The sequence below is a fragment of the Amycolatopsis magusensis genome, assembly GCF_017875555.1.
Classification (GTDB): domain Bacteria; phylum Actinomycetota; class Actinomycetes; order Mycobacteriales; family Pseudonocardiaceae; genus Amycolatopsis; species Amycolatopsis magusensis.
Window position 1 is genome coordinate 6,005,838 of record NZ_JAGGMS010000001.1, and the last position, 24,227, is coordinate 6,030,064.

Here is a 24,227-nt window from a genome sequence, read left to right on the forward strand (position 1 = left end):
CGGTGCCGGCGGACGAATCAGGGCGTCGGACGGAGCGAGGGAGTGTCCAGGTGGCGCAGGACGATGTCGAGGTTGGTCGCGACGGGCTTTCCGGTGTCCAGCAACAGTTTCGTGCCTGTGATCGGCACGGCGGTGGCGGCGAGTTCCTGGTGTAGTTGCGGGGTGCGGTTGGCCGCTGGGTGGAGGCCGTGCTGGTGATCGACGGCCAGCCGGGCGTGAGCGACGTCGACCGGGCAGACGCATTCGAGCAGCAGCAGGGGGTGCCGGTGCGTCGCAGCGAAGGCGCGCAAGTCCTCGACTTGGCCGGGGGCCAGCCAGGTCCGTCCGTCGAGCACGACGGTCGTGGCGGGCGCACGCCGCCACTGCCAGACCGCGGTGGCGAACAGGACCTGGACGCAGTGGTCGTCCTGGTCGCGGGTGTAGGCGGTGTGCTCGGTGCCGAACAGCGCGTGCCGGACGGTGTCTTTGCGCAGCAGCAGCGCGCCGGGAATGTGGCTGGTGAGCTGCTCGGCCAGCGTGGTCTTGCCGACGCCGGGCAGCCCGGCCAAGGCTATGATCATCGGTGCGGCTCCTCTTTGACGAGGAGGCGGTCCGGGGCGGCAGGCAGCAGAGGCCAATGCGAGCGCAGCACCGACCAGCCGGCGAGGACGCCTGCGTGGTGCGGGGCGGACGGCGCGGTCGTACGAACCTGGCGGATCACGTCGGCGGCGAGCGCCCAGCGCGGCCGTGCCGCGAGCCGGGCCAACGTGTGGTTGACCGCATCGGACGGCGCGAGAACGGGGAGCGGGTGGTCGTGTTGGGGAACGGTGATCCCGGTGCGGCGAGCCAGCAGGTCGATGACGTCGTCGTCGGTGCCGCCGCGCGGCAGGGTCGTGGCCAGGTCGAGGACGAGGAGCGGGACGATCGGGTCGCCGGTCTGCCGCGTCCAGGTCCCGTTGTCCTGGCTGGGCTGGTAGCCCTGGGTGCGGAGGATGGCGTGCGCGCGTTCGGCGTCACCGGGCGCGATGAGCAGGTCGATGTCACTGAACTGGCGGGCGCCGCTGCTGGCGTACAGGACGTGCTCCACGCTGAGCCCGCCGAGCACGACGACGGAAACGCCGACGGTGTGCAACGCCGCGGTGTCGGCGAGCGCGGCGATGCGGCAGGCGTAGGTCTTGTACCGGTTGGTGCGCAGCGTGTTGTCGAGGAACCGCGTCACCGCGCGATCCAGCTCGGGGACGGGGTGGTCGTGCAGGTACGCAGCCAGCAGGCAGAGCGTCTTCGACCGCACCGTCTGCTCAAGTACCGTGCCCAGCTCGGTGACCACGGCATGAGCGATCATCTCGTGGCTGTCGGCACTGGTGCCCCAGCACAAGGCCCGGACGGCGTCCTCGGCGATGCGGCCTGCTCGTCGGTCGGTCATCCCCGACCACCCGGCCCGGCAGCTTGGGTTGCTGTGCGGTCGAGCAGGGCAGTCACTCGGGCTGTCAACGTAGCGGCAGAGTTGGTGACCGGGATCCGAACACACGGCACGGTCCGGGCGAGCTGGTCCGCGACGGCGGTGAGCGCGATCGCGGTCCGGCCTTCGTCAGGGGGCAGCAGCCAGTGGTTGCGGTGCGAGGTGGCGCGGGTGACCGGGTCGTGCATGAAGAACTGGGTGCGTACCAGGACGTCGCGGACCTCGGCCGGCTGCACTGGCTCGGGCAGGAGGTCGCGGGCGCTGCGGTAGGGCCACAGCATCAGCGTGGGCCGAACCTCGCCGAGGATCTGCGTGTCGGGCAGCGCCGTCCGTAGCTCGCCCGGCTCGATTGCGATCTTGCCGCTGGGCGCGGGCTGGCCGGCCGGGCTGTTCTGCCGCTCTTCGGCGGGCAGGAACCTAGTCATCCCTGGTACGGCGCGCAGCGTGCTTGCGGTGGCGCGTAGGTGCATTGGCCAGGCGTAGCCGACCGTGCAGTCGCCGTTGGGGTCGCGGTGGAGCAGGAGCCGGTCGTTGGTGACGAAGTCCCCGCCCATCAGCCGCAGGACGCTCAGCAGGGTGGTGGTCTTGCCCGCGCCCTTCGGCCCGGCGATCAGCAGGCCGTGCTCGGCGCGCACGAGCGCGGCGGAGTGCGCGTAGACCGCGTCGTGCTCCAGAAGCTGCGCGGTCATGGCCTGCCGCACGAGTCGGGCGGTGAAGAACCGTGCGGCGTCCAGGTCTCCGGCGTGCACGGTGATCATGCCGAGCATCTGGTCGAGGTGCACGAGGGTGGTGTAGTCCCGGATCCAGAACGCCCTGCCGCCGGGCACGCCGATTGATTGGGCCTGCAGGTTCGGCCCGATGTCGTGGTCGTCGGCGTCGGCGAACAGGGCGTCCGCGCCGGCCTGGTTGACGGGCACGCCGGTGTGCAGGGTGATGGTCCACCGGCTGGCTGCGGTCCTGGTGCGCGCGTAGGAGTAGAGCGTGGTCTCCGCGTCCTTAATCAACTCGCTGCGGTCGGCGCGCAGGGTGACGCTGGCCGTGCCCTGGATGAAGCGGCGTGTCGCGCGAGCGGGCGTGGCATAGCCGATCAGCGGCCCGAATGGACCGGAGGCGTTGGTGGGCGCGGGTTGGTGCTTGCGTGGGCTCGTCATGACGCCGTGGCGGGGACGCGGCGGTGGCCGAAATGCGCTGCATGCTCCTGCAACCGGGCCAGTTCGGCGGCCGGGGCATGGCGGTAGAGCGCAGCCAGCCCGGAGGGCATCAGCAGGGCCTCGGCCCAGCTCGGGAACTCGCCACGCCGCAAAGGTCGCTCGGTGAGCTCGCGGCTGAAGCCGACCACGGCAATCTTCGATGCCGTGCGCGCGATGGTCAGCGCGGGTGCGGGCGCGACTCGGTACTTCAGGTCGCTGTCGACCGCCTCCCGGCTGGTGTGTCCGGTCAGCAGATCGGCGACGTCGGTGTAGACGTTGAAGACCGCCGCTGGGGCGTCGAGCACGACGGTTAGGTGCCAGGCACCGAACGGGATGACGACGTGATCACCAGCCCGGCACACGTGGTAGTCCATTGTGGAGTTGCCATCGTCGTCGATGTTGTTGTGCAGCATGAGCACCCGGCCGGACAGACATTGGAAGATTTCGACCTGTGCCGGGGTGTTCCAGTGGCCGAGCGACCGGCCGAGTTCCGTGCTGCCACCGAGGTTCGCCGCGGTGTAGACGACGAGGTCGGCGAACCAGGCGTGCGTGCCTTCCGCGCCGTCGATCGGCTGGCCGGTCTTCGGCCGGGGCGCGGCGATGTCGCGATAGGCCAGGTAGAGCTGCGGGTCGATGCCGCGATGAACCATCGCGCGCACCTCGTCGGGATTGACCAGGTAGACCGATCCGTCGGCGTCGGTGCCCGTCAGCAGGTCGCGGAGGTGGCGTGTCCGGCCTTCGCGGATTGCCGCCGCGGCGAGCAGGTCCAGGCTGCTCGGCGGCAGCGGGCGAGGAGAGACACGGGCCGTGGGGATGTCCAGCGGCGTGATCATCAAACGGGTTCCTTGGATCGATGGTGGCTCAGGAGCAGGTGGCCAAGACGGCGTCCGGCATCTGGTCGAGGCTGGTGATGGCCCGCACGCCGGCGGGGCAGGGCTTGCCGCGCGGGTTGAACAGCACCGCGCGGCATCCGGCGTTCAGCGCGCCGTGGATGTCGGTGGTCAGGCTGTTGCCGACGTGCACGACCCGGCTCAGCTCCGTGCCTGCGGCGCTGGCGACCGCGGCGAACATCTCCCAGCGGGGTTTGGCCAGCCCGACATCGGAGGAGAAGACGGTGTCGTCGAACAACGTGGTCAGGTCGTGGTCGTCGAGGATGAGCCGGGACACCGACGCCGGGGTAGCGAGGGTGTTGGAGGTCAGCACAAGCCGGGCTCCGGCCTGCCTCAGCGCCCACAGCGCGCTGTGCGCGCCGGGGATGAGGTCGGGGCAGGCTCGCAGAACCGCGTGGGTGTGCGGCACGAGCAGGGTGTCGACCAGCCGCGTGTCCAGGGGCAGGCCCATGACGATGAGCATCTGCTCGACTTGGCCGCGCACTGGAGGTTGTTCGCCGGTCGCGCGTTGGCGTTGCTGGGTTTCCGCCCGCACGGTGAGGATCGCCTCGCGGACCTGGCCGTCGGGTAGGTCGTGGCCGAACGCGGTGAGCACGGTCGTGAACTCGCGGATCCGCCAGGCGGATTCGGCGTCACGGTCGCCGTAGGTGATCAACGTTCCCCACAGGTCGACGCTGACCACCCAGCTCTCCAGCGGGCCTGCCGCCGCCGGTGTCACGTTCGCTCCTCGACGCGTTTTCCGGCGAACGCCACGTCGCCCCGCTGGTTGTGCAACCAGGTGGTGGTGGCGGCGAGATCGTCGCTGCCCAGCAGCAGCGATCCGGCGACCACGGCGTCGGCGCCGGCGGAGGCGAGATCGGGAACGGTGTTCTCGCGGATGCCGCCGTCGGCAATGACGGGAAGCCGGTCCCGGCCCGTGCGGGCGACCAGTGCCCGCAGTTGCCGGACGCGATCCGGCGCGGCCGGGTCCATCGCGGTGCCCTTGGTGCCCAGCGGCGTGCCGATTAGGACCACGAAGTCGACGTCCTCGAAGTACGCGACGACGGTGTCGACGGGCGTGTCCAGGCGCAGCGCGAGGCCGGCGGCACCGCCCCGCGCCCGGATCGCTTGCAGGGCGTCGGCGACGTCGTCGGCTTCCGCGTGCACGGACAGCAGGTCCACTCCGGCGCGGGCGAAGTCCTCGACCAAGGGCAGGGCGCGCTCGGCCATGACGTGGACGTGGAACGGCACCCGCGTGCGCGGGCGCAGCGCCGCGACGAGATCGGGGAAGAACAGCGGGCTAGGCACGAACCGGGTGTCGGAGGCGTCGATGTGGAAGACATCGGCGTACGGGGTCAGCCGGGCGACCTCCGCGCCGAGGTCGGCCAGGTCGGCTGACCACAGCGATATCTCGACCGCGAGCCGGTCGCGCGGGTACAGGTCAGCCAGCGGCAGCATCGCGGACCACCTGCGCGTCAACGGGGAAGTGGGCGCGGCAGTGCTCGACGGAGCTGGCGATCAGCTTCAGCACCTCGGCGGAGTCGTCCTCGAACCGCGGGTAGACCTCCAGGATCACCGAGATGTCGGCCAGGTCGTTGTCGGTCAGGCAGGTCGCGAGCGCGCCGACGTCGAATGTGCCCTGCGGGTGCGGCCAGCCCCAGTGCGGGTCGCCGTGGCCGTCGGTGTTGTCCAGGTGGATCTGCCGGATGCGCGAGCCGAGGTTGTGGATCCAGCTCTCGATCCTGGCGTCTGCGCCGTGCAGCCGCTGGAACAGCGCGTGTCCGGTGTCCAGCGTGAGTCCCACGTTGTCGACCCCGCGCCCGCGCAACGTGTTCAGCAGGGTCTGGCAGTGGTCGATGTAGGCCGGGTACTCCCGCAGGATCGGGGTCGGCTCGACCAGCAGCTCGCGCACTCCGGCGTCGGTGGCGCGGCGGGCGAGTCGTTCGAGGTGGTCGACGAGCTCGTTCTGGCGGTCGGCTCGGCGGTCCGGATCGGCGGCATCGGCCTCGCTAATCGTGCCCATCGGGCCGCCGACCGCCACTGCGCCGAGTTCGGCGGTGAGGTCGATCGCGCGCTGCCACCAGGTCAGGGCGGCGGCACGGGCGTCGGCGTCCGGGTCGAGCAAGCCGCTGGGCACGTAGTGCGCCAGCCCGACGAAGCACGAGTCGATGATCAGGTCGTAGGCCGCGGCGGCGTCGCGAACCCGGCGGGCCAGCCGGGCGCGCTGCTCGTCGGGCCACCAGGGATCGAGCAGGTCGAATGTGAACTGCACCCGGTCGAGGCCGAGGTCTTCGCGGACGAACGCGGCCCAGCGTTCCGGTTCCGGCATCCGCTTGACGGCGAAGCAGAGGTTGACGCCCAGGGGCATGGCGGGGCTCCTTGTCGGATCGGTGGTGGAGTGGAGTCGAGGGTTCGGTCAGGGGGCGGGCGTGAGCGCGTCGAGGTGGGCGCGCAGGAGGGCGCTGAGCTCGTCGATCGAGCGGGCGATGCCGCCGTTGAGCGAGTAGTCGATCATCAGGTTGTTGGAGTCGGTGCCGCCGAAGCGGCGCGAGTCGGTCTGCACGCCGAAGCAGTCGGCGCCGCGGGCGCGGGCCATGCCGAGTTCCACGCAGCCGCCCTCGTCGGGGACGCGGCCGTCGAGGATGAACACGAAGATCGGGCACTCGGCGATCGCGGCGCAGTCCAGGTCGTAGAGCCGGCGTCGGACGGTGTCTTCGTCCAGGCCCTGGCGGACCAGCGGGGCGGCTTCGCCGCCGTCGCGCTGGGGCAGAAAGGTGGCGAGGCCGAGGGCGCGGACCGCGGCGTCGACCTGGAGGTTGAACGCTTTCTCCGCGTCGCAGAACAGCGGTGCGGCGATGTATGCCTTCATGGAGATGCTCCTCGATCGAGGGTCGGCGGGATGGTCAGCGCGCCACGGCCGCGCCGACGGTGGCCAGCGCGACGAAGAACTCATGAGCCCGGTGGTCGGGGTATCGGCCGTCGCGCATGGCCGGGATGTAGAACTCGCGGACCCGATCCCAGGTCCAGGGCTGCTGCTCGAACTCGGCCTCGACGCCGTTGTTGACCAGGGACGTCCAGCGGCGCAGGCAACTGGGGCACCGGCCGCAGTGCACGGTGCTGCCGTCGGTGCGGCTGCAGGAGAACGTCAGCAGCAGGTGCTCGACCGGCAGGCCCTGCGTCAGGTACCAGGCGATGATCTCGGTCTTGGTCATGTTCCAGAACGGGCTGTCGACCCGGACCGGTCGTTCGGAGAACCGGGTGATGAACCGGCCCATGTCGGCGAACGCCTCGCGGCTCTTGTCGAGGGTGTGATCGCCCTTGACGCCGATGCACCACACCGTTTCTGCGCGGTTGGCTGCGAGCATCGCGAGGTGCACGTTGCGCAGCGGAATGATCGCGTCCTCGGCCTCCCACGCCCCGAGCCGGAGTTCGTCGCTGATCTCGACTTCGATGCCGGCGGCGTCGGCGAGAGCGGCGATGGCGGCGCGTTCCTGGCTGGCGTAGCGGTGCCCGAGGTCGAAGTACAGGCCCGGCGGGCAGCCGAGGTAATGCCAGGCGGGGTAGGAGTCCAACCCGGCAGAGAACAGCAGGACTTCGGGGACCCGAGTCTCGGTCATCGCAACGCTCCTGTCTGGGTGTGCAGCACGGGCGAGAGCAGTTCGTCGATCTCGGCCAGCACGCTCGGCGTGGTCCGGGTGCCGACCCGGATCCGCCGGACGCGGTCGGGGTGCGCGTCGGCGACGAAGCGGTAGGCATGGCTGAAGCGGGGCAGGAACATCAGCCGCTCCACCGAGCCGGGGTTGCCGCCGCCGTGGCCGCGGTCGATGGCGCGTTCGCGGGCCAGCGGCCAGGGCGTGTCCAGCCACAGCGCGACGTCGGGGTGCAGGAACCACGGGGCGGCGACCGCACGAACCTGCTCCAGTAGCAGCGCCGGGTCCACGTCGGGGTGTTGTTCTGTCAACACCGCCAGGGCGTAGGCGAGCTTGGAGTACACGCCGTGGTCGATGACCACGACGTCGTGCTCGGTCAGCGCCGGCCGGTAGTGGACACGGTGGTGGTAAGCCTCCCGGCATAGCCGCAGCAGGATGTCGACCGTGGCGTGGTGCGCTGCGACGTAGCCGCCGAGGCCGTCTCGTCGGCGCAGCGGCGCGGTGTCGAGCATGTCCGACAGGCGTTCGACGACGCCGTGGCGGGGGCCGTAGTGCAGCACGCGCGTCGAGAACCCGGCGGCGGTCAGCCGCTCGCCCAGCGCGGTGGCGGTCGTGGTCTTTCCGGTGCCCCAGATCCCTTCGACGGTGATCAGCACACCACGGGCAGCCTCGTAGGGCGGCGCGTCGGCACGGCCGGCAGCGGGGTCAGCGGCCACGCTGGTCTCCCCAGGCGAGCAGGTGCAGCCGCGTGGTGAGGTGGAAGCCCCGCTCGATGGCTGGGTCGGCGATCTCGGCCAGCCGCCGGGTGACCTCTTCGGCAGTGCGGCCTTCGGGCATCACGTAGACCGGTGCCAGATCGTGGTTGGCGACGAGCTCGGTGATCTCGTCGAGATCGGCGATGCTAGAGACGACGAACTTGAACACTGCCCGGCCGCTGACCGCGAAGCGGCCGAGCACCTGTGCCTTGATCCGTTTGGCGATCGGCATCCCGGCGCCGAAGGTCGACAGCTTCGGCGACACGTTGAACCGGGTCACCCACGCGAGCAGGTCCGGCGCGGGCGCGATCGTGCCGTTGGTCTCGATCTCCACCTGCAGCCCGGCGTCCGCGAGTCCCTGCGCGAGGGCGATGAGGCGGCGCTGCTGGATCAGCGGTTCGCCGCCCGTAATTACCACGAGGTCGACCGGCTGTGCCGTCGCCCAGGCCAGTAGATCGCTGATCGAGGTGACGGTGGCTTCGGCATCCAGGTCGAACCGGGTGTCATCCCAGGTGTACGGCGTGTCGCAGGTCTTGCAGGTCAAGTTGCAGTTCATCAGCCGGATAAACACGGCACGTCGCCCGGTTGACGGGCCTTCGCCTTGCACGGTCGGGCCGAACGTCTCGGCGACGAGCAGCTCGTCGTCGGCCAGCGTGATCGTCACCGGCCGCTCCGCTCGTCCTGGGTGAACTCGGCCCATCGGCGCGGCGACTCCCAGACGCGAACCGCCTGGACCGCGGCGGCCTCTCGTGCGTTGGCCTGGCTGAGGGTCCAGGCATACAGGTGCTCGGCAAGCAGTTCCGACGTCGGCTGGAACTGGAGCACGGAGTTCAGGTCACGGTGGTCCAGGTGACGGTCGAGGTACTCGGCGAGCAGGGCGCGGAGCCTGGCGCGGCGGCGGGGATTCATCTGTGGGGTCAGGCGAAGGTCCGCCCGATAAGAGTGGCCGTGAGGCCGGCTGCACTTGTGTCCGTCCGGCAGGCCCTCCAGGTGGTGGGCCGCCTCGAAGGTGAATGACTCGTCATCGACATGCTGGTGCGCACCCGTGGCTGCGCCGAGGCAGACGTGGATGGCATGGAGTTGCTTGCCGAGTTCGGGTGGCATGTGGGCCAGGAACCACGCGGTGATGTGCTGGGCGAGCGCGTCGGTGGTGGTGTCGAAGGTGAACAAGGCGTTGAGGTCGCGATGGTCCAGTTCGCGCTTGACGTACTCACCGAAGGGGGCGAGTTCGGCGTAGTCCGCCACGAAACCAGGTGCCCGCAGTTCGGTGCCGGTGAGCTCGACCTCGACGGTGAAGGTGTGACCGTGGGGTCGCGCGGCCTTGTTCTCGGCGTCAGGCAGATTGGCGAGGTGGTGCGCCGCGGCGAACGAGAAGCTGCCGTCACCGATGCAGTAGCGTCCCCGAGCCAGGCCGCTCACCGCAACTCGGGTTGAGCTCACTGGGTGGGGTCTCACGGTCCATCCTCTCGTTGCGTACTGCTTGTGACCAGCTCTCATGGAATCGCGCTGTGGATTGCGGCGGGAGGGCTCACGAGGGGGCTCACGAATCACCTGGCGTGTGGCGGCGTGCGCTCCCAGCCGGTCTGACAGGCGACGAGGTGGATGGGCAGGCAGTGCGGCAGCCGTACGCGCAGTTCAGCGCCGACCTGCGCGCGGGCCCGCGTGTTCGCCGACGCAATCCGCGCGCCGAGCGCCATATCGGCGGCGACGCGTGCGATGAAGTCCCACGTCGGTCGTATCTCGGCGAGAACCGCGGGGTGACGCCGGAGTTCGTCGGCAGGGTGCCGGAATACCCATGCGCGCGGACGGAGTTGCTCGACCTCGAACCAGCGGTCCGGGTCGGGATCGTCAGGCAAGGCGTGCTCGAACCTGATCGACTCCGCTTGTTCATTGCCGAGACGAAACACGGCGAAATGGCCTTCGCCATCGATGTCGCGAAGCGTCTGGTCCAATAGTTTGGCGTTCTGAGTGAGGACGTCATCACGGATGATTCTCGCCCGGTTGTCAATGCGCTCTCGACACCACTCCGCGCTGGCGGTGAACACGAGGGTAACCGTAGGCGTCCCAGATTCCGCCGCTATGGCGAGGAGTTGCGCACGATGATCGCTGCGAAGGTTCGTGGAGTCAACCACGGTGGTGACTCTGTTCTGGAGGCGCTGGCGGAGCGTGTCGAATAGTTGCTTGCGTGCTGGGGAACTGTTCGACTGACTGGCTGGGTCGTTGCACATCCGGGCTCGGAACTCATCCATCGAGAGGATCTCAACGGGCGCAAAGTGTCGGTTTGCGAAGGTGCTTTTACCGCTCTCCTGCAAGCCGATGAGAATTATCATGGCGGGATTCGGAAGGTTGATTTTCAATGTGTCGGAGGTCGTCACTATCAGGTTCTTTTCGTGCTCAGGCAGCATATATTTCGCTCTTTACTCGACGTGTCAGTTCGGCCACGCCGGGTTCGGTGCGCCAGCGTGACATCCGGGAGATCAAGGCGTGGAGGTAGTCCACGGCGCGGGCCGAGCTGACAACGGCGAGAGCGGACACGGCACGGTGGCCGTGGTCCAGCGCTCGTTCGAGGTCGGGACGGTATCCCTGCAGGTAGCTGCTGCCGAGGACGCTTTGACGGAGGGCGTACGCCCTGGCGAAGGTGTCGGTAGGCATGGCGGCTAACTCGTTCCAGCGTTGCGCCTCGCGCGGTCGGCCGAGATCGCGGTGGATCTCGATCGCGTCGGAGGCGAGCCGGTGCTCGTCGAAGAAGTCGATCCAGGCTGGATCGTCACCGGTGCGGGAGTTCGCGGCGTCGAGTAGGTGCTCGGCCGTGGCGAGGGCGCCGTCGGCCATGCGGGCATTGCCGCTGCGTGCCCAGATGCGGGCCTCGATCAGCTTGAAGAAGCCCTTCACGCGCGGAGTGGCGTGCCCGCCGACGCGGTGAAACGCGCTGTCGGCCATGTCGATCGCGTCGTCGTGGAAGCCGCCGAGGCTGCACTGCAGGGCCATGCAGGTCAACACGTAGCCGCCGAGCTGGACATCCCCCGCGGCGCGGGCTTGGCGCAGTGCCTGGATGTAGTGCCGTTGGGCGTTGGCGTGGTCGCCGTTGTCGAACGCGGTCCATCCGGCGAGCCGGGCGAGTTGCGCCGTGGCGGTGAACAGCCGGCGCCCGATGACGTCGCTGTAGGAGCCGTGCAGCAACGGGGCCGCCCGCTCCTTCAGGCAGACCGTCAGCTGCGACGTTCGCCAGTTCCCGCCCCCGTAGCGCGAATCCCACTGCCGAGCCTGTTCAGCTGTTTCGAGCAGTTCGACGACGTCGGCTTTCCCGACGCGCCGGAACGCCGCAGGTGACTGCGAGGCTGCGCCGCTGTCAACGGGGAGCGCCAGCCAGCGACGAACCGGGGTGTTGTAGTGGACAACGGCGACACCGGGGCCGCGGATGTCGCGGCGGTCCACCTGGCTCCAAAACCTGGTCGCGACTTGCACGGCGGTGCCGAGCTCGCGTGGGAACTCCAAGCCGGCGCGTGAGTCGACGCCAGGGTCGTGGTCAAGGTCGATCTCCGCCAGGCTGACCGGCCGCCCGAGTCGTTCTTCCAGCACCTGGGCGATGAGCGGGCGTACCGCCGGTGCCGGGCGCGTCCCCCTCTTCATCCAGTTCGTCCAACTGGTGTGGGTGTAGTGCGTCTCCAGACCGGCGGCCTCCGCAAGCTGGTTGAGCCGGAAGGCCAACGACTTCTTCGCCGCACCCGACGCCTCGACCAGACGAGCCAAGGCGAGGTTGGGCCGGCGCGTGGCGCTCATCGACCGCGGTGGGCCGAGCGCTCCCGCCAGCACACCCGCGAGCGGACTTCCGTCGAAGCGGAGGACGGCCTCACCACCGCTCACCCCTCAGCGACCTGTCTCGGTCAACAGTTTCGAATACCCGGGCTACGACGAGCGGACATTTGTTGGGGTGCCGCCTGCGCACGACTACGCGGCGACTCGCCGTTGTCATCGCTCCCGCGCCTCTGGCCGAACCAACCGCCAGCGTTCTGGGGAGAGCACGGCGGCGTTCGCACCCTCTTCGGTGGCCATAGGCGTTCGCGCAAGTCGAGAGCGGCCAGTTACGGTCAGACTCCGTGATGGTGAGCAGATCGACGTGGCTATTCCATCGGCAGGAGGCGACCAGAACGACCGAAACCAATCGCTCACCGCCGAGGTGGAACGTGAAGCCGTCCTCGACCAACTGACAGAGCATGCAGTCCACTGCACCTGACCACCGTTCTTGATCCCCAGCCGGTTCATCGTGGCCAGTAGGCTCATCGTGATCACCGTGGTCGTCGTTGGGATGGGCAACCGGCCACAGCGAGGCCGGGGCGACCCTCACCCCAGCCCGCGCGTTCATGAGATCGTGATCAGGCACGGCGGGGCAGATGACATTCGATGACATTCGCGAAGGAGCAGGCAAGCGTGGCTAGACACGTGACGATCACCGGCACCCGCTCGATTACCGGTGAGTCTGAGCTTCCCGGTCTGTTCGACGACTATCTCCGGCCGTTCACTGCCCCGGATGCTCACTTCTACCTCGGAGGCGCCGCCGGAATCGACACGGCCGCCCTGAACTGGCTGGCCGACCGCTGTCAGGCGTCGTTGACCGTCGTGGTGCCCTGCGCGGTGGCCGACCAACCGGCAGCGGCTGTAGCGAGCATCCGCAGATGGCAGGACACGGGCCGGCTCGTCGAGGTCGTGGAGTTGGGAGCTGACCGATTGGGCACCGCGGCCTACCACGCTCGTAACCGATGGATGGTCGATCGCAGCGGCTTCGTGATCGGCTTCCCCCGGGGCTCCGAGCCGACCAGCGGCACTTGGTACACCGTGAACTATGCAGCCGAGCAGGGCAAACCGCGCCTGGTCGTGCCCGTGTGACATCGTTCGGATGTTGTACTGGGCATCGTGACCACGACCGACCGGGCGTCCGGGGCGCTCCTGCTGCGCCAGCTGCGCGAGGGGCGCGGCTGGTCCTGGGCTGACCTAGCCCGAGCGCTGCGGGACATCGCACGCCAGCTCACGGTCGCTTCCTTGATGAACAGGCAGGTCGCCAGTATTCAGCGCACTGTCGCCCGGTGGGAAAGCGTCACCGACCGAACCAGCCCCGGCGACCGCTACCAGTTCCTTCTCGCGCAGCTCTACGCGCGAACCCCAGCCGGTGACCTGGCGATTGGTCCCGGATCCGATTTCGCCACCCTGCTGGACGCGCTTCGTCATCTCGGAACGCCACCTGAGCGGGTACGACAGCTTGTCGAGCTGGTCGGCCGCAGCGGACGAGGCGATAACGGCGACCTGCTCATGCCGCTGTCGCCTGGGACGCAGTCGACCATCGCCGCGATCCAGCGAAATCCCTCGGAGCTCGACCACGAGGTCGTCCGCCAGCTGCACGAGTCGGTCACGGCGATCAACGGGCTCGTCGGTACGACCCCGTTCGTACGCCTCCAGCTCCAGCTCGCGCCTATCGTCGATTCGTGCCGACGGCTCGTGAAGCTCCACCAGGCCGATTCGCAGCAGGAATTGCTCCTGCTCGCCACGGTTGCGTACTCGCTCGCCGGCCGCTTGGCCTTCGAAACCCGTGACGACGAGGCGGCGATGGCGCTATACGCCGACGCGACCAGGACGGCCGGGCACCTCGCGGACCGAAGCCATCGAGCCGCCGTCCAGACGAGCCACACCATGGTGACCTTGCACGCGACCGACGACCTGGAAGCGGCGCGGACGATCGCCCGCGCTGCGACCGTCGACGCTCACCGCGGCCCCAGCTACGCGATTCGAGCCCGCGCCCATGCCGTGCACGCTGAAATCTGCGCTCGGGCTGGTCAAGCCAACGAGGCGGCTGCTGCCCTAGGGCGAGCGTGGAAGACCGTCGAGCAGCTGACCGTCGACGATCCACACGGCGGGTTCAACGCTGACCGACTGAACGGATTCGATGGCCTGTGCGCCCTCCATGCGGGCGACGCGGGCCACGCACACGACAACCTCGACCGGTCGCTCTCCGCTTTGCGGCTATCGCGAGACGCTGTCCAACGCGGCATCGTCAGCACCGATCTGGCTCTCGCACGGTTGCGCCTCGGCGGTCCGGCCGCCTGCGTCGATCTCCTGCACGAGGCCGTCGACATCACCGCGTCCACGGGTGGCCGGGTCGCCGCACAACGGATTCGGCTAACTCGGCGCAATCTCCGGCCATGGCGAACTGAAGACTTCTTCGCCGAGCTCGATGACCATATCCACGACACCCTGATCGGGCGCTGACGAGGGACTAAAGGCGATCGATGTCCTTGAGCAGTTCAGTCCACCTCCAGCCACTGGCCCCGCTCGGCACCGGCGTTGACGAGCGAGGCTGCGGGCACGATCAACTATGACCGACGACCAGCCCACCGGCCCGCCCGGCGATGAACGGCACGCGCATCTGAGCCAGCGCAGACGCGCGGCGATGAACCTGGCCGCAGCGGCCGGCACGGCCATTGCCGTGCCGGAGCAGGGCACAACGTGGCGCACCGCGCTGCGGACATGGTTCAGGCGTCGTCCCACCGGCGGGTGGCCCGAGCGCGTCACCCGTGACGTGCCATGGCAAGACAGCGCCTCACCCGAGCGACCCGGATGGCGTGAGCGAGCAGCCAACCTCGACGGCCAGGAGATCTTCGCCGTGGATTACCTGACATGCCCGCTGTGCGGGCTGGGATGGGGCGAGATTCCACAGGCCTCACGTTCCGGGAGACAAATCAGCAGAGTTGGCCTTATCGCAGTTGAGCCCTGCAGGTCGCCGACACCGAGAGGTAGCCACGACCACCAACTACTACGCCCGCATTCTCAGCACCCCGGCCGGCGACGACGGCCTGCACATCGGCCAGCACGCCGCCGGGTCGGAGTTCCTGTTCCGCGCGCACCTGACCTGGAGCTAACGGACTGCACCGCCTGGCACGACTTTCTCTCCCAGCCCGGCGTCACGATCGTCACCGAGTCCGGCACCGAAATAACGCTGGCGGAATTCTGGCCCGACGCGACCCGGCGACCCGCCGAGGTCCATCCGCGTCGCGGGGAGAGTGCTCAGGTCTGCGCGGTCAGCCTGCGGGTGAGCCGTCCAAGCGGACACTGAGCTCTTCAGGGTCGGCGAGGTCGTAGTGCACGCAGTCGACGACGCCGCTGTCGAGGTTCCCGACTTCGAGTTCGGCTTCGCCACTGGTCCAGACGACGAACCAGCCCACCATGTCGCCGGTCTCGCAGACAACCCAGGCCGCTCTCTTGCCGTAGTCAGGGCGCCACCGCGTAGCGACCCCCCGCGCTCCACTACACCAGGCCGTATAACGATCTATACTCAATGGCTTTATGAGCACCACTCACCTACAGCCGCTGAAGAACCGCTAGGAACACTGGCGTCGACACCCAGACTTCGTGAGTAGCCCTCTGGAGTATCCGCGTGTCGGTGCCGTCGCTCGGTCGGCACCGTGACCGGGCGGTGAAGGTCGGGGTGGCCGTAACGAGCGGTGGCGGTTCGCGCGGCGATCGCAGTCTCGGAGGCCGAAAAGAGGGCGCCGGCGCCGCCAGGGCAGTACCGGCTGCGACCGCCAAGATCATGCTCTGCGGGCCACCTGGGCTCCCAGCTCATTCGTGCTCTTCGAGAACGAATCGCCGGACCTTCGCCTGGAGCGCGGCTCTGCTGATACGCCACAGCCGCCGGCCGAGTTCAGCCGCCAGCGTCGCCAAGCCGAGCATGGCGATGTGCTGACGTGCACCGTCGGTGACGAACTCGCGTGCCCAGGGCAGGCACCAGGTGCCCAGGAGCAACGCCAGGCTCCCCGTTGCCAACAGGAGCGAGACGGTACTGGCAGAAGCGGCCCGGCGGGGCATCGTCGCGACGCTCAGCGAGCGGTCACTGTCGTCCATCAGAGGTTCCTTACGTTCGAGTCGGTGTCCACCACGAGAGCTCTGCGGCGGTAGGGGAGGAGGAGCTTCGCCGCCGGTCACAGCGCCGGAACGGAAGCGAGCCGCGGCGGCTATGCCTCCCTCTGGCTGGTGGTGGCGCTCACCGCCTCCTACGGGCGCAGTGGTCCTCGAGGACACGAACCGCCGCCCACAAAATCCGCTGAAGAAAGTTCGGGGAGGACCGTGTCGGCGGCTCCCCGCGTGGGCGTAGGAGTCGTCGACGGCTCGACCACGGGCCGCGACGTCCCTCATGAAAGCAGGCCGATGTTGCATGAACCTGCACCTCATGGTGGCCATCGGAATCGATATCCCGCAGGACGCAACACACCCGGGCGCCCAGCGACTTCCTCTCCGATGGCAGCCAACGACGACACCGAACCCACACCGGCGGAGTCCGCGCACCGGCTCCTGCACGATCAGCGACTGCGCGACGCGCTCGCGACCGACAACTTCCAAGGCCACGGGTGGGACCGCTTCGCCAACGACCTGGCAGGGTACGGACTCGCCGTGATCACCGCCTGGATCCACACCGGGCACATCTTCGCCGAATGCCGGCGCCGCAACCTCACCGTGGGCAGCATCCCCGCCCTGGACGCACACGACTGCGAAGAACTTGCCAGCGACACCGTGGCCACGGCCATGATTCGGTTCCGCGATAAGGCCTTGATCGGCGGCAAATGGAACTCTGCGGGGGGTGCGAGCTTGAGCACCTACTTCATCGGCGCCTGCGTGTTCGCCTTCCACGATCGCTTCGCGCACTGGCGCAACCAGCACATACGACGACGCACTACCCAAGAACTCCGGCCCCCGTCCGACGCCGAAACCGAGGCTGCCTTCCGCGCCTCACCCGCCTACCGTGCACCCGAACCGACCGTGATCACCAACATGATGATCGAGGCAGCCTTCGACCGCATCGACAACTCCCGGCTCGAGTTCGCCATCCGGCTGCACACCGAGGGCTACAGCCTCGCCGAGATCGCCGAGCTGTTGACCCAGGCCGGCCACACCACCACGCCCGGGGCCATACGGGAACTACTGGCCCGGCAACGCCACCGCGGCAGCACATGGAGGGAGGAGGAAACCCGTGACTGAACCAGCTCACCAGGACCTCGTCGACACAGCCGGGCACATGCTGGCCACCGAAACCCCAGAGATCGACGACCTGATCCGCCAGTCGTCCTTCGGCACCGACGGCGCCCAGCAGCTCCGCTTCCGTTCCGCACCTACGGCGGTGAACGCCGTGCTCGACCGGGTCGCCCGCGCCGAACCATCCCGGGAGGCCCCGGCGCCGGTGCGGACCAGCACCAGCCACTATCCGCGGCTGACCAAGGAGGACCTGGACCCCTTGGCCAGCCGGGCCGCCCAGGGCGACCCGGACGCGATGGACGGCCTGATCGCCGCACTGATGCCAGTGATCAAAAGGTACTGCCGGGCCCGGCTCGCCGGCCGCGTCCAGCCGTACTTCTCGGCCGACGACATCGCCCAGGAAGTCTGTGTGGCGGTGCTCAAGGCGCTGCCGCAGTACCAGGACCGGGGCGGCTCCTTCCTGTACCTGATGCACGCCATCGCGGCCAACAAGGTCGCCGACGCGTTCCGCGCGGCCGGCCGAGAGGAAGGCGAGCAGATGTCCGACCTGCCGGATCGCTCCGATTCTGGGAACGAGCCGGAGCCGCATGGCAGGGAGGCTGATCTGGGCGAGCGGCTCAGCCGCCTGGTGCGCACGCTGCCCCGGGTGGAGCAGGAGGTCGTTATCCTGCGGGTGGCCGTCGGTCTCTCGGCCGCGGAGACCGCGGAAGCAGTCGGCCTTAAGGCGGGCAACGTGCGCACCATCCAGCACCGCGCGCTGGCCAAGCTGCGTGAGATCGTCACTCTGGAAGGCGGTTTGTGAACCTCGCCTGAGCCGGGGTCGCCGAGGACGCGGTCGATCTCATCGAGCCACACCACCATGTGGCGCAGCGGCGGGTGCGCATCGAGCAGCCGGGTCAGGCTGGCAGCGCCGTGCGGGATCAGCAGCCGCCACGCCATCAGGTGGGCGTTCATGGTCTCGATCGCGGCCCGGGTCTTGCCCGCCGAGGACTCTCCGGTGATCACCACCAGCCGCGCCGCGGGCCGGTTCCGGCGGCGGCAGCGGCGAGGGTTGCCCGTAGTCCGGTGGCGGGGTCGGTATCGCGCAGGACGTAAGCGGGCAGCTCACCCGCGGCGACTCGACCCGACAGGTCGTCGCCGGAGTTGAGCCGGGTGATCGGCCGGTGCAGCCCGAAGGGCGTCCCAATCGTGGAATCGGCCGACGATGCCGGTGACCGCGAGGTCGTCCACCCGGGGCGGCGGTGCCGCTTCCGCAGCGGAACGTTCGGCGTCCGCAGCGTGCAGCAACTGCAGCACCCGTGCCTGTTGGCCGGGGTCGCAGGTCTCGACCAGGGCGGTCACTTCGTGCTGCAACACCCCGGCGAGAACGAAGCGGGGCAGAGGAGCGGGCCCGTCTGGTCGCCGTCCCGCTCCCGGCCGCCGGCGACGCGGTTCGTAGTTACGACGCGGATGGGACCGGGACCCCACGTCACCGACAGCGCGGAACCGGTGGCCGATTCCCGGTGGTGCGGCCTTCTCGCCGGCTGGTCGAGCGGCCGCCGCTGCGACACACCCGGCGGCGAGCGATCTTCTACGATGCCGAGGTGGGGAAGCGATGATGCACGGCCACGGCACGGACGCCGGGTTGCCGCCGTTGACGGTGACTGACCTGCGCGCGGTGAACCTGGTCCTGCCCGCGCTCGAACGCGCCACCGTCACCGTCTCCGCGCCCGGCGGCGGGAAACGACACGTGCCTGAACCCCCGGGCACCAAGCCCTACAACCGTGCGTGCCGCAACTCCCCTGACGGGGCGGGGGTCGCGGCGGTGCTGATCACGGTACTTCCGGAGGTGTGCAAGCGATGCCGGCACCGTCTCGACGTCCCCGCACCCGTCGGCGCCTTGTGGGAGGTCGCGGTGCGCATCGTGGCCGCCCACGCCCGACTCGGGAAGTTACGCGCCTGCACTCGAGCCCCCAGCTGGTCCGGCTACGCCGCCGCGCTCGCCACGGCACCTGCTCACGAGCACTCCACGGTGACCGCGCTGCTGGACACCGTCCGCCCGGATCCCGTCTACGGCACTGACCGGGACCGGCTCGCCCAGGCGTGGGCACGCGTCACCGCGGACTGGGAGACGTTGCTGGGGGAGTACCGGCGGGCAGCACCGGATGCCGATCTCACCGCCGCCGCGTCGGCCGCCTGCGACGAAGTCACCACCGATCCCGCCCTGCGCAAGGACAGCGACCTGCTCTCGCGGATCATCGGCGACGTGGACGGCTGGAGCCGGCCGCATTTCCTGGCCGGGCTGGTCATCGAAGCCTGGAAAGTCGCGCGCGGCCGCGGCGACACCCCCGAGCGCTGCCTGTCGTTCGCCCTCACCGCCGCCGAGCGGCACCTCGCCGGACGCGCGGTGCGCGATGTGTCCCTGCTGCCCACGCCGGCGCGCACCGCCTACGCGGGGGAGCGCTCGGTCGGCGCGTGGGCAGAGCGGGAGTTCGACCACCTCTGGCGCGAAGCCGCCACACACTGGGTCCAGCTGCTCGAGGACGCCTACCGGGGGCCTGGCGGTCCCGGCCGCGAGGAGCAGCGGCTGATCCTGGTGGCCAACTGGCCGTTGACCCGGCCGGCGGACCGGGACCTGGCCTACCTCGCGCAGTATCCGCAGCACGGCCCCGCGCTCCCCGCCGGACGACGCCCGCATGCCGGGGACTACGGGCCGTGGGGCTGGGAACCAGCGTGGTCGGTGGTCCTGGCGGTCCCGGCGTTCGCCGCCGCTCACGCCGCCGAGCTCACCGAACGCCGCCGCGACCAGCAGATCACCGTCGGACCGGCCCCCGACGACGATCCGCAAAGACGTGCCGCACAGGTGCTCGCGCTCGCCCGCACCGCCTACCCGTACCTGGCCGACGACGCCGCCGCCGACGGCACCCGAGCACGCCCGACCCGCATGGTCCTCCGTGCCCGCGCCGAGCGCCGCCCCGCACCCAGCAACGTGATCCGCCTGCACCCCACACCGCACGTGTCTACCGGCTCCCACGACGAGGCGTGGGCCTGGTGCGAGGGCAGGATCAGCTGGATCCCCGACGACAGCGCCACCGAGACCACCGCGGCCACCGCGCTCACCGCCATGCTCTCGCGGATCTACCGCACACCGCCCATGCGGGTCCTGGTCGAAACCGGCCGGCGACCGGCGACGTCGATACACAGCCTCGCCGGGGACCTGACCAGCGTGGACCTCACCCGCCGGGAGATCGCGTTCGCCCCGCTCGGCGGGCACGCGACACTGCGGATCCCGCTACGGCGGATCATCGCGATCACCGGGGACAACCACCGCGGCGACCTCGCCGAACTCGACGCCGGCTGGGCACCGTACCCGCCCCCCGGCCGACACGGCTCATCGCACAGCGCACCCGATACGGTGACAGCGCCAACGGGACCTTCCTGCACGGGACCGCACCGATCGCGACGGCCACCAGCGCGGGGAGTTTCCGGCCTACCGCCGGGACGCGCCGCTGGCCAGCTTCGCCGCGTTGTTCCCGCTGCGCCGGCCCTCGCCGATAGCGACAACCGAGATGGCCGCCCAGCTCAGCGTGACCGCAGCGGTGGTTGCGGAGCGGGCCCGAAGACGAGCTGGTCGTGCCGCCGGCACAGCAGCCGGACCTTGTGGCGGCGGCCGGGCAGCTTTACTGGTGGAAGGCACTTATTCGTTAAGTGTCGTATTCCTCCAGGAGAGCACGCGGTGGGCGAGCACCTGAAGGCGAACTCGCCCAGCTCGGCCCGACCGGCTACCGGCAGCTGCGGGTCCGCGACACGCTCTTCTGATCCTGCCGTGGTCAGCGATCGAAGCGATGCGGCATGTCCACCGGTCGGGTGGACTCGTACGGCCGAACGAGCGACCGGTGCGTCAAATGACGCGGAACAAACCGGCACTGGTCGGTAGAACGTGGGTCATCGGTGCACCACGCGGTTCTGCCTTCGGAGGGTCGGCATGGCGGTTTCGGGTCGGCATGCGGTCCACCGCACGATGGTCTTGGTCGACGTCGAGCGCTTCAGCGCCCCCGGCCGGACCCTGCACCACCAACTCGACACCCGTGCGGGCCTGTACGCGGTCGTCGCTGAGGCGATGGCGGCGGCCGGGGTGCCGTGGGAGGACTGCCACCACGAGGACCGCGGCGACGGCCTGTTCCTGCTCATCCCGCCCGAGTTCCCGAAGGCGCCATTGGTGGAGGTGCTGCCCGAGGCGTTGGCGCGGGCGGTACGCGGGCACAACGGCACCAGCCACGACGCCGCGCGGGTGCGGCTGCGGTTGGCCGTGCACGCCGGCGAGGTCGCTTTCGACCAGCGGGGTGCCACCTCGACCGCCCTGACCGACGCGTTCCGCCTGCTCGACGCCGCCGCGTTGAAGCAGGCGCTGGCGGGCTCGCCCGGTGTGCTGGCCATGATCGTGTCCCGGCTGGTGTTCGACGATGTCGTGCGGCACTGCGCCACGCTCGACCCGGCCACGTTCAGACCGGTCCAGGCCGCCGCAAAGGAGTTCCGGGAGCTGGCCTGGATTGCCCTGCCCGACCACCCCTACCCGGCCGACCCCACCGTCCTCACCCCACGCTCGCCGGACACCCCAGCACCGGAGACCGCGTCGGCCGACCATGTGGCGACCGGCCCTGCCTCCGGCCCCGAAGCACACGCTCGGTACGACGGTCCCGGACCGCGCGGGGTGCACATCGCCGGCGACGTGCAGGGCTCCGGACCTGGTATCACCATCGGCGCGGCCACCGGCGACCACCTCACCATCGGCACACCACCGCCTCCTGCGCAGCCGCCGCACAACCCCCGCTAGCCGACGCGGACCACGGGCACACCACGTCGGCGCCCGACCCGCCCCACCCCGCCACCAGCCCGGACGCCGGCACCGCGGTGACCACGAGCATCCACGGTGACCTCGTCGCCACCGATCACGGTGCCGCCGTCGGTGTGGTGCACGGCAACCTGAACCTGCACCCGCCACCACCGCGACCCGCGCCGGTCATCCCGCGGCAGCTGCCCGCCGCACCGGGACTGTTCACCGGCCGAACTGCGGAACTGGCCCGCCTGGACCGCGCCCTGACCCACCCCGCCACACGGCAGGGACCGGGCACCGATGCGCGGGAATCCACCACCGCAGCCCCAGACACCGGCCCGGCAGGTGCGGGGACGACGGTGCTGGTCTCGGCGATCGGCGGTGCCGGGGGCATCGGCAAGACCTGGCTCGCCCTGGCCTGGGCATACCGGCATCTGGAGCGGTTTCCCGACGGGCAGCTGTTCGTCGACCTGCACGGCTTCAGCCCCACCGACGACCCGGTGCAGCCGGCGACGGCGGTGCGCGGGTTCCTCGACGCCCTGGGCGTCGACCCGGACCGCATCCCTGCCGACCTCGGCGCCCAGTCCGCGCTCTACCGCAGCCTGGTGGCCGGGCGGCGGATGCTCATCGTGCTGGACAACGCCGCCACCAGCGACCAGGTCGCACCCCTGCTGCCCGGCTCGCCGTCCTGCACGGTGCTGGTCACCGGCCGGCACCGGCTGGCCTCACTGATCGACCGGCACGGCGCCCGCCACCTGCCCCTGGACGTCCTGTCCCCCGAGGAGGCCCGCGGCCTGCTGGCCGCCCGCCTGGGCGCCGACCGCGTCGCCGCCGAACCCGAGGCGGTGGACGAGCTGATCGGGCTGTGCGGGGGCCACCCGCTGGCGTTGTCGATCACCGCGCGCACCGCCGGCACCCGCCCCGGCGTCACGTTGGCCGAGGCCGCCGCCGAACTGCGCGACCTCGGCCTGGAGGCGCTCGACCACGACACCGACCCGGCCGCCAGCCTGCCCACCGTGCTGTCCTGGTCCCTGCGCCACCTCACCGACGAGCAACGACGCGTGTTCGCGCTGCTGGGCATCGCCCCCGGTCCCGACACCACCCCGCCCGCCACCGCCGCCCTCACCGGCCTGCCCGACCGCTCCGCCCGCAGGACGCTGAGCGGGCTGGAGAACGCCTCCCTGCTCGAACGGCGGCCCGGTGGCCGGTACGCCATGCACGACCTGATCCGCCGCTACGCCACCGACACCGCCCACACCACCCTGCCCGAGCAGGTGCGGGAAGCGGCCCTGACCCGGGTGGTGGACTTCCACCTGCACACCGCCCACGCCGCCGCCCGCCTCCTGAACCCCCACCGCGCGCTCGTGCGGCCCGAGCCGCCCGCGCCCGGCGTGCACCCGCACCCGCTGCCCGACACCGCCGCGGCACTGGCCTGGCTGAACGCCGAACACGCCACCCTGCTGGCCACCCAGCGCACCGCCGCCACCCTCGGCCACCACCACACCGTCTGGCACCTGGCCTGGAACCTGAACACCTTCCACCGGCGGCGAGGACACCGGCACGACGAGGTCACCACGTGGCAGGCCGCACTGGACGCCGCCGACCATCTGCCCGACCTCGCCATCCGCAGCCGCACCCACCGGTTCCTCGGCCGCGCCTGCTCCCGGCTGGGCCTGCACGAACAGTCCACCACCCACCTGGAGCAGGCCCTGGACCTGGCCCTGCGCCACCACGACCCCACCGAACAGGCCCACACCAACCAGGCACTCGCGATCGCCTGGGGAAAGCGGGGGGACGACCGGCAGGCCCTGCAGCACGCCCACCACGCCCTCGCCCTCTTCCGTGCCCTCGACCAGCCGGTGTGGGAAGCCGACGCACTCAACCAGGTGGGCTGGTATGCCGCGCGCCTGGGCCGGTTCGACACCGCCCGCGAGCACTGCCAGGCCGCCCTCACCCTGCACCGACACCACCACAACCCCGTTGGCGAGGCGGAGACCCTGGACAGCCTGGGCTACATCGCCCACCACACCGGCGACCACCACCAGGCCCTCGACCACTACCACCACGCCCTCACCCTGTTCCGCAGCCTCGGCAACGCCTACGAGGTCGCGGACACCCTCGACCGCGTGGGCCATCCCCACGCCGCCCTCGGGCGGCACGAGCAGGCCCGCACGGTGTGGCGGGAAGCGCTGCAGCTGTACCGGGACCAAGGCCGCGACGCCGACGCCGACCGCGTCCAACGCCAACTCGACGACCTCGACCACACCTGAACCGCGACGCTGCCTACCACGGTGGCTACCGGATAACGGGTCATTACACGGTAGACTGATCACCAACGACGACCGGCGACCAGCGCGAACCTCGCCCGCGCGGCGACAGGACTCGTGCACGTTATCCGGTAGGTCGATCTGGAGGGCGGATCATGGCGGCGACGGTCACGAAGCTGGCGGCCCGCCGCCGTGGGACCGGCAAGCCCGGCAGGCCGAGTGTTCGCGCG

General features: G+C 70.0%; 24 protein-coding genes. 8 read left to right on the top strand and 16 right to left on the bottom strand.

The window, feature by feature from the left end; translation table 11 throughout:
• Window positions 1-17: 17 nt before the first annotated feature.
• The 14 genes from JOM49_RS26645 to JOM49_RS26710 all read right to left on the bottom strand — a co-directional run bounded on the left by JOM49_RS26645 (window position 18) and on the right by JOM49_RS26710 (window position 11,766).
• Complete coding sequence (locus JOM49_RS26645; protein WP_245369487.1) at window positions 18-560, bottom strand: P-loop nucleotide/nucleoside kinase family protein; 543 nt, start codon at window positions 558-560, stop codon at window positions 18-20.
• A complete protein-coding gene (locus tag JOM49_RS26650; protein ID WP_209666954.1) occupies window positions 557-1,402 on the bottom strand; it encodes a nucleotidyltransferase family protein in 846 nt (281 codons plus the stop codon). The genes JOM49_RS26645 and JOM49_RS26650 overlap by 4 nt, the downstream gene beginning before the upstream one ends.
• Window positions 1,399-2,589, bottom strand: coding sequence for a hypothetical protein (locus tag JOM49_RS26655; protein WP_209666955.1), 1,191 nt, complete (start codon window positions 2,587-2,589; stop codon window positions 1,399-1,401). Before JOM49_RS26655 ends, JOM49_RS26650 begins: the two co-directional genes overlap by 4 nt.
• Window positions 2,586-3,461, bottom strand: coding sequence for a hypothetical protein (locus JOM49_RS26660; RefSeq protein ID WP_209666956.1), 876 nt, complete (start codon window positions 3,459-3,461; stop codon window positions 2,586-2,588). Before JOM49_RS26660 ends, JOM49_RS26655 begins: the two co-directional genes overlap by 4 nt.
• Before the next feature lie 28 nt (window positions 3,462-3,489).
• Complete coding sequence (locus JOM49_RS26665) at window positions 3,490-4,236, bottom strand: HAD family hydrolase (RefSeq protein WP_209666957.1); 747 nt, start codon at window positions 4,234-4,236, stop codon at window positions 3,490-3,492.
• On the bottom strand, window positions 4,233-4,955 hold the full coding sequence (locus tag JOM49_RS26670) for a ribulose-phosphate 3-epimerase (RefSeq protein ID WP_209666958.1): 723 nt from the start codon (window positions 4,953-4,955) through the stop codon (window positions 4,233-4,235). The genes JOM49_RS26665 and JOM49_RS26670 overlap by 4 nt, the downstream gene beginning before the upstream one ends.
• Window positions 4,939-5,865 carry a sugar phosphate isomerase/epimerase family protein gene (locus JOM49_RS26675; protein ID WP_209666959.1) on the bottom strand — a complete coding sequence of 309 codons (927 nt, stop codon included), beginning with the start codon at window positions 5,863-5,865 and terminating at the stop codon, window positions 4,939-4,941. Before JOM49_RS26675 ends, JOM49_RS26670 begins: the two co-directional genes overlap by 17 nt.
• Before the next feature lie 48 nt (window positions 5,866-5,913).
• Window positions 5,914-6,366: a nucleoside 2-deoxyribosyltransferase gene (locus JOM49_RS26680; RefSeq protein ID WP_209666960.1), complete on the bottom strand. Its 453-nt coding sequence runs from the start codon at window positions 6,364-6,366 to the stop codon at window positions 5,914-5,916.
• 34 nt (window positions 6,367-6,400) lie between these two features.
• Entirely contained in the window at window positions 6,401-7,114 is a 714-nt protein-coding gene (locus JOM49_RS26685) for a 7-cyano-7-deazaguanine synthase (RefSeq protein ID WP_209666961.1), read from the bottom strand.
• Window positions 7,111-7,863: a hypothetical protein gene (locus JOM49_RS26690; RefSeq protein WP_209666962.1), complete on the bottom strand. Its 753-nt coding sequence runs from the start codon at window positions 7,861-7,863 to the stop codon at window positions 7,111-7,113. Before JOM49_RS26690 ends, JOM49_RS26685 begins: the two co-directional genes overlap by 4 nt.
• Complete coding sequence (locus JOM49_RS26695; RefSeq protein ID WP_209666963.1) at window positions 7,853-8,566, bottom strand: 7-carboxy-7-deazaguanine synthase QueE; 714 nt, start codon at window positions 8,564-8,566, stop codon at window positions 7,853-7,855. Before JOM49_RS26695 ends, JOM49_RS26690 begins: the two co-directional genes overlap by 11 nt.
• A complete protein-coding gene (locus JOM49_RS26700; RefSeq protein ID WP_209666964.1) occupies window positions 8,563-9,321 on the bottom strand; it encodes a 6-carboxytetrahydropterin synthase in 759 nt (252 codons plus the stop codon). The genes JOM49_RS26695 and JOM49_RS26700 overlap by 4 nt, the downstream gene beginning before the upstream one ends.
• Before the next feature lie 128 nt (window positions 9,322-9,449).
• Entirely contained in the window at window positions 9,450-10,307 is an 858-nt protein-coding gene (locus tag JOM49_RS26705; RefSeq protein ID WP_209666965.1) for an ATP-binding protein, read from the bottom strand.
• Entirely contained in the window at window positions 10,297-11,766 is a 1,470-nt protein-coding gene (locus JOM49_RS26710; RefSeq protein WP_308158883.1) for an NsdA family TPR-like regulatory protein, read from the bottom strand. The genes JOM49_RS26705 and JOM49_RS26710 overlap by 11 nt, the downstream gene beginning before the upstream one ends.
• 537 nt (window positions 11,767-12,303) lie before the next feature.
• Between JOM49_RS26710 and JOM49_RS26715 the strand changes: the two genes are divergently transcribed.
• The 3 genes from JOM49_RS26715 (at window position 12,304) to JOM49_RS26725 (ending at window position 14,810) form a co-directional block, all read left to right on the top strand.
• Entirely contained in the window at window positions 12,304-12,786 is a 483-nt protein-coding gene (locus tag JOM49_RS26715) for a hypothetical protein (protein ID WP_245369489.1), read from the top strand.
• A 27-nt stretch (window positions 12,787-12,813) separates the two neighbouring features.
• Window positions 12,814-14,160 carry an NsdA family TPR-like regulatory protein gene (locus JOM49_RS26720; protein WP_209666966.1) on the top strand — a complete coding sequence of 449 codons (1,347 nt, stop codon included), beginning with the start codon at window positions 12,814-12,816 and terminating at the stop codon, window positions 14,158-14,160.
• Window positions 14,161-14,654: 494 nt separating this feature from the next.
• Window positions 14,655-14,810: a hypothetical protein gene (locus JOM49_RS26725; protein WP_209666967.1), complete on the top strand. Its 156-nt coding sequence runs from the start codon at window positions 14,655-14,657 to the stop codon at window positions 14,808-14,810.
• A gap of 159 nt (window positions 14,811-14,969) precedes the next feature.
• On the opposite strand, the gene JOM49_RS26730 is transcribed toward JOM49_RS26725, so the two are convergent.
• On the bottom strand, window positions 14,970-15,116 hold the full coding sequence (locus tag JOM49_RS26730; RefSeq protein WP_245369490.1) for a hypothetical protein: 147 nt from the start codon (window positions 15,114-15,116) through the stop codon (window positions 14,970-14,972).
• A 394-nt stretch (window positions 15,117-15,510) separates the two neighbouring features.
• Complete coding sequence (locus JOM49_RS26735; RefSeq protein ID WP_209666968.1) at window positions 15,511-15,792, bottom strand: hypothetical protein; 282 nt, start codon at window positions 15,790-15,792, stop codon at window positions 15,511-15,513.
• A 393-nt stretch (window positions 15,793-16,185) separates the two neighbouring features.
• Between JOM49_RS26735 and JOM49_RS26740 the strand changes: the two genes are divergently transcribed.
• From JOM49_RS26740 to JOM49_RS26755, 5 genes are all read left to right on the top strand, one after another.
• Window positions 16,186-16,923 (top strand): MerR family transcriptional regulator, encoded by a 738-nt coding sequence (locus tag JOM49_RS26740; protein WP_209666969.1) that lies wholly within the window; start codon window positions 16,186-16,188, stop codon window positions 16,921-16,923.
• Entirely contained in the window at window positions 16,916-17,719 is an 804-nt protein-coding gene (locus JOM49_RS26745) for a sigma-70 family RNA polymerase sigma factor (RefSeq protein WP_308158884.1), read from the top strand. Before JOM49_RS26740 ends, JOM49_RS26745 begins: the two co-directional genes overlap by 8 nt.
• A 792-nt stretch (window positions 17,720-18,511) precedes the next feature.
• Window positions 18,512-20,833, top strand: coding sequence for a hypothetical protein (locus tag JOM49_RS26750; protein WP_209666970.1), 2,322 nt, complete (start codon window positions 18,512-18,514; stop codon window positions 20,831-20,833).
• A 48-nt stretch (window positions 20,834-20,881) separates the two neighbouring features.
• A complete protein-coding gene (locus JOM49_RS43345) occupies window positions 20,882-21,730 on the top strand; it encodes a hypothetical protein (RefSeq protein ID WP_245369491.1) in 849 nt (282 codons plus the stop codon).
• Between the two features lie 77 nt (window positions 21,731-21,807).
• A complete protein-coding gene (locus JOM49_RS26755) occupies window positions 21,808-24,000 on the top strand; it encodes an ATP-binding protein (RefSeq protein ID WP_308158885.1) in 2,193 nt (730 codons plus the stop codon).
• Window positions 24,001-24,227: the final 227 nt, after the last annotated feature.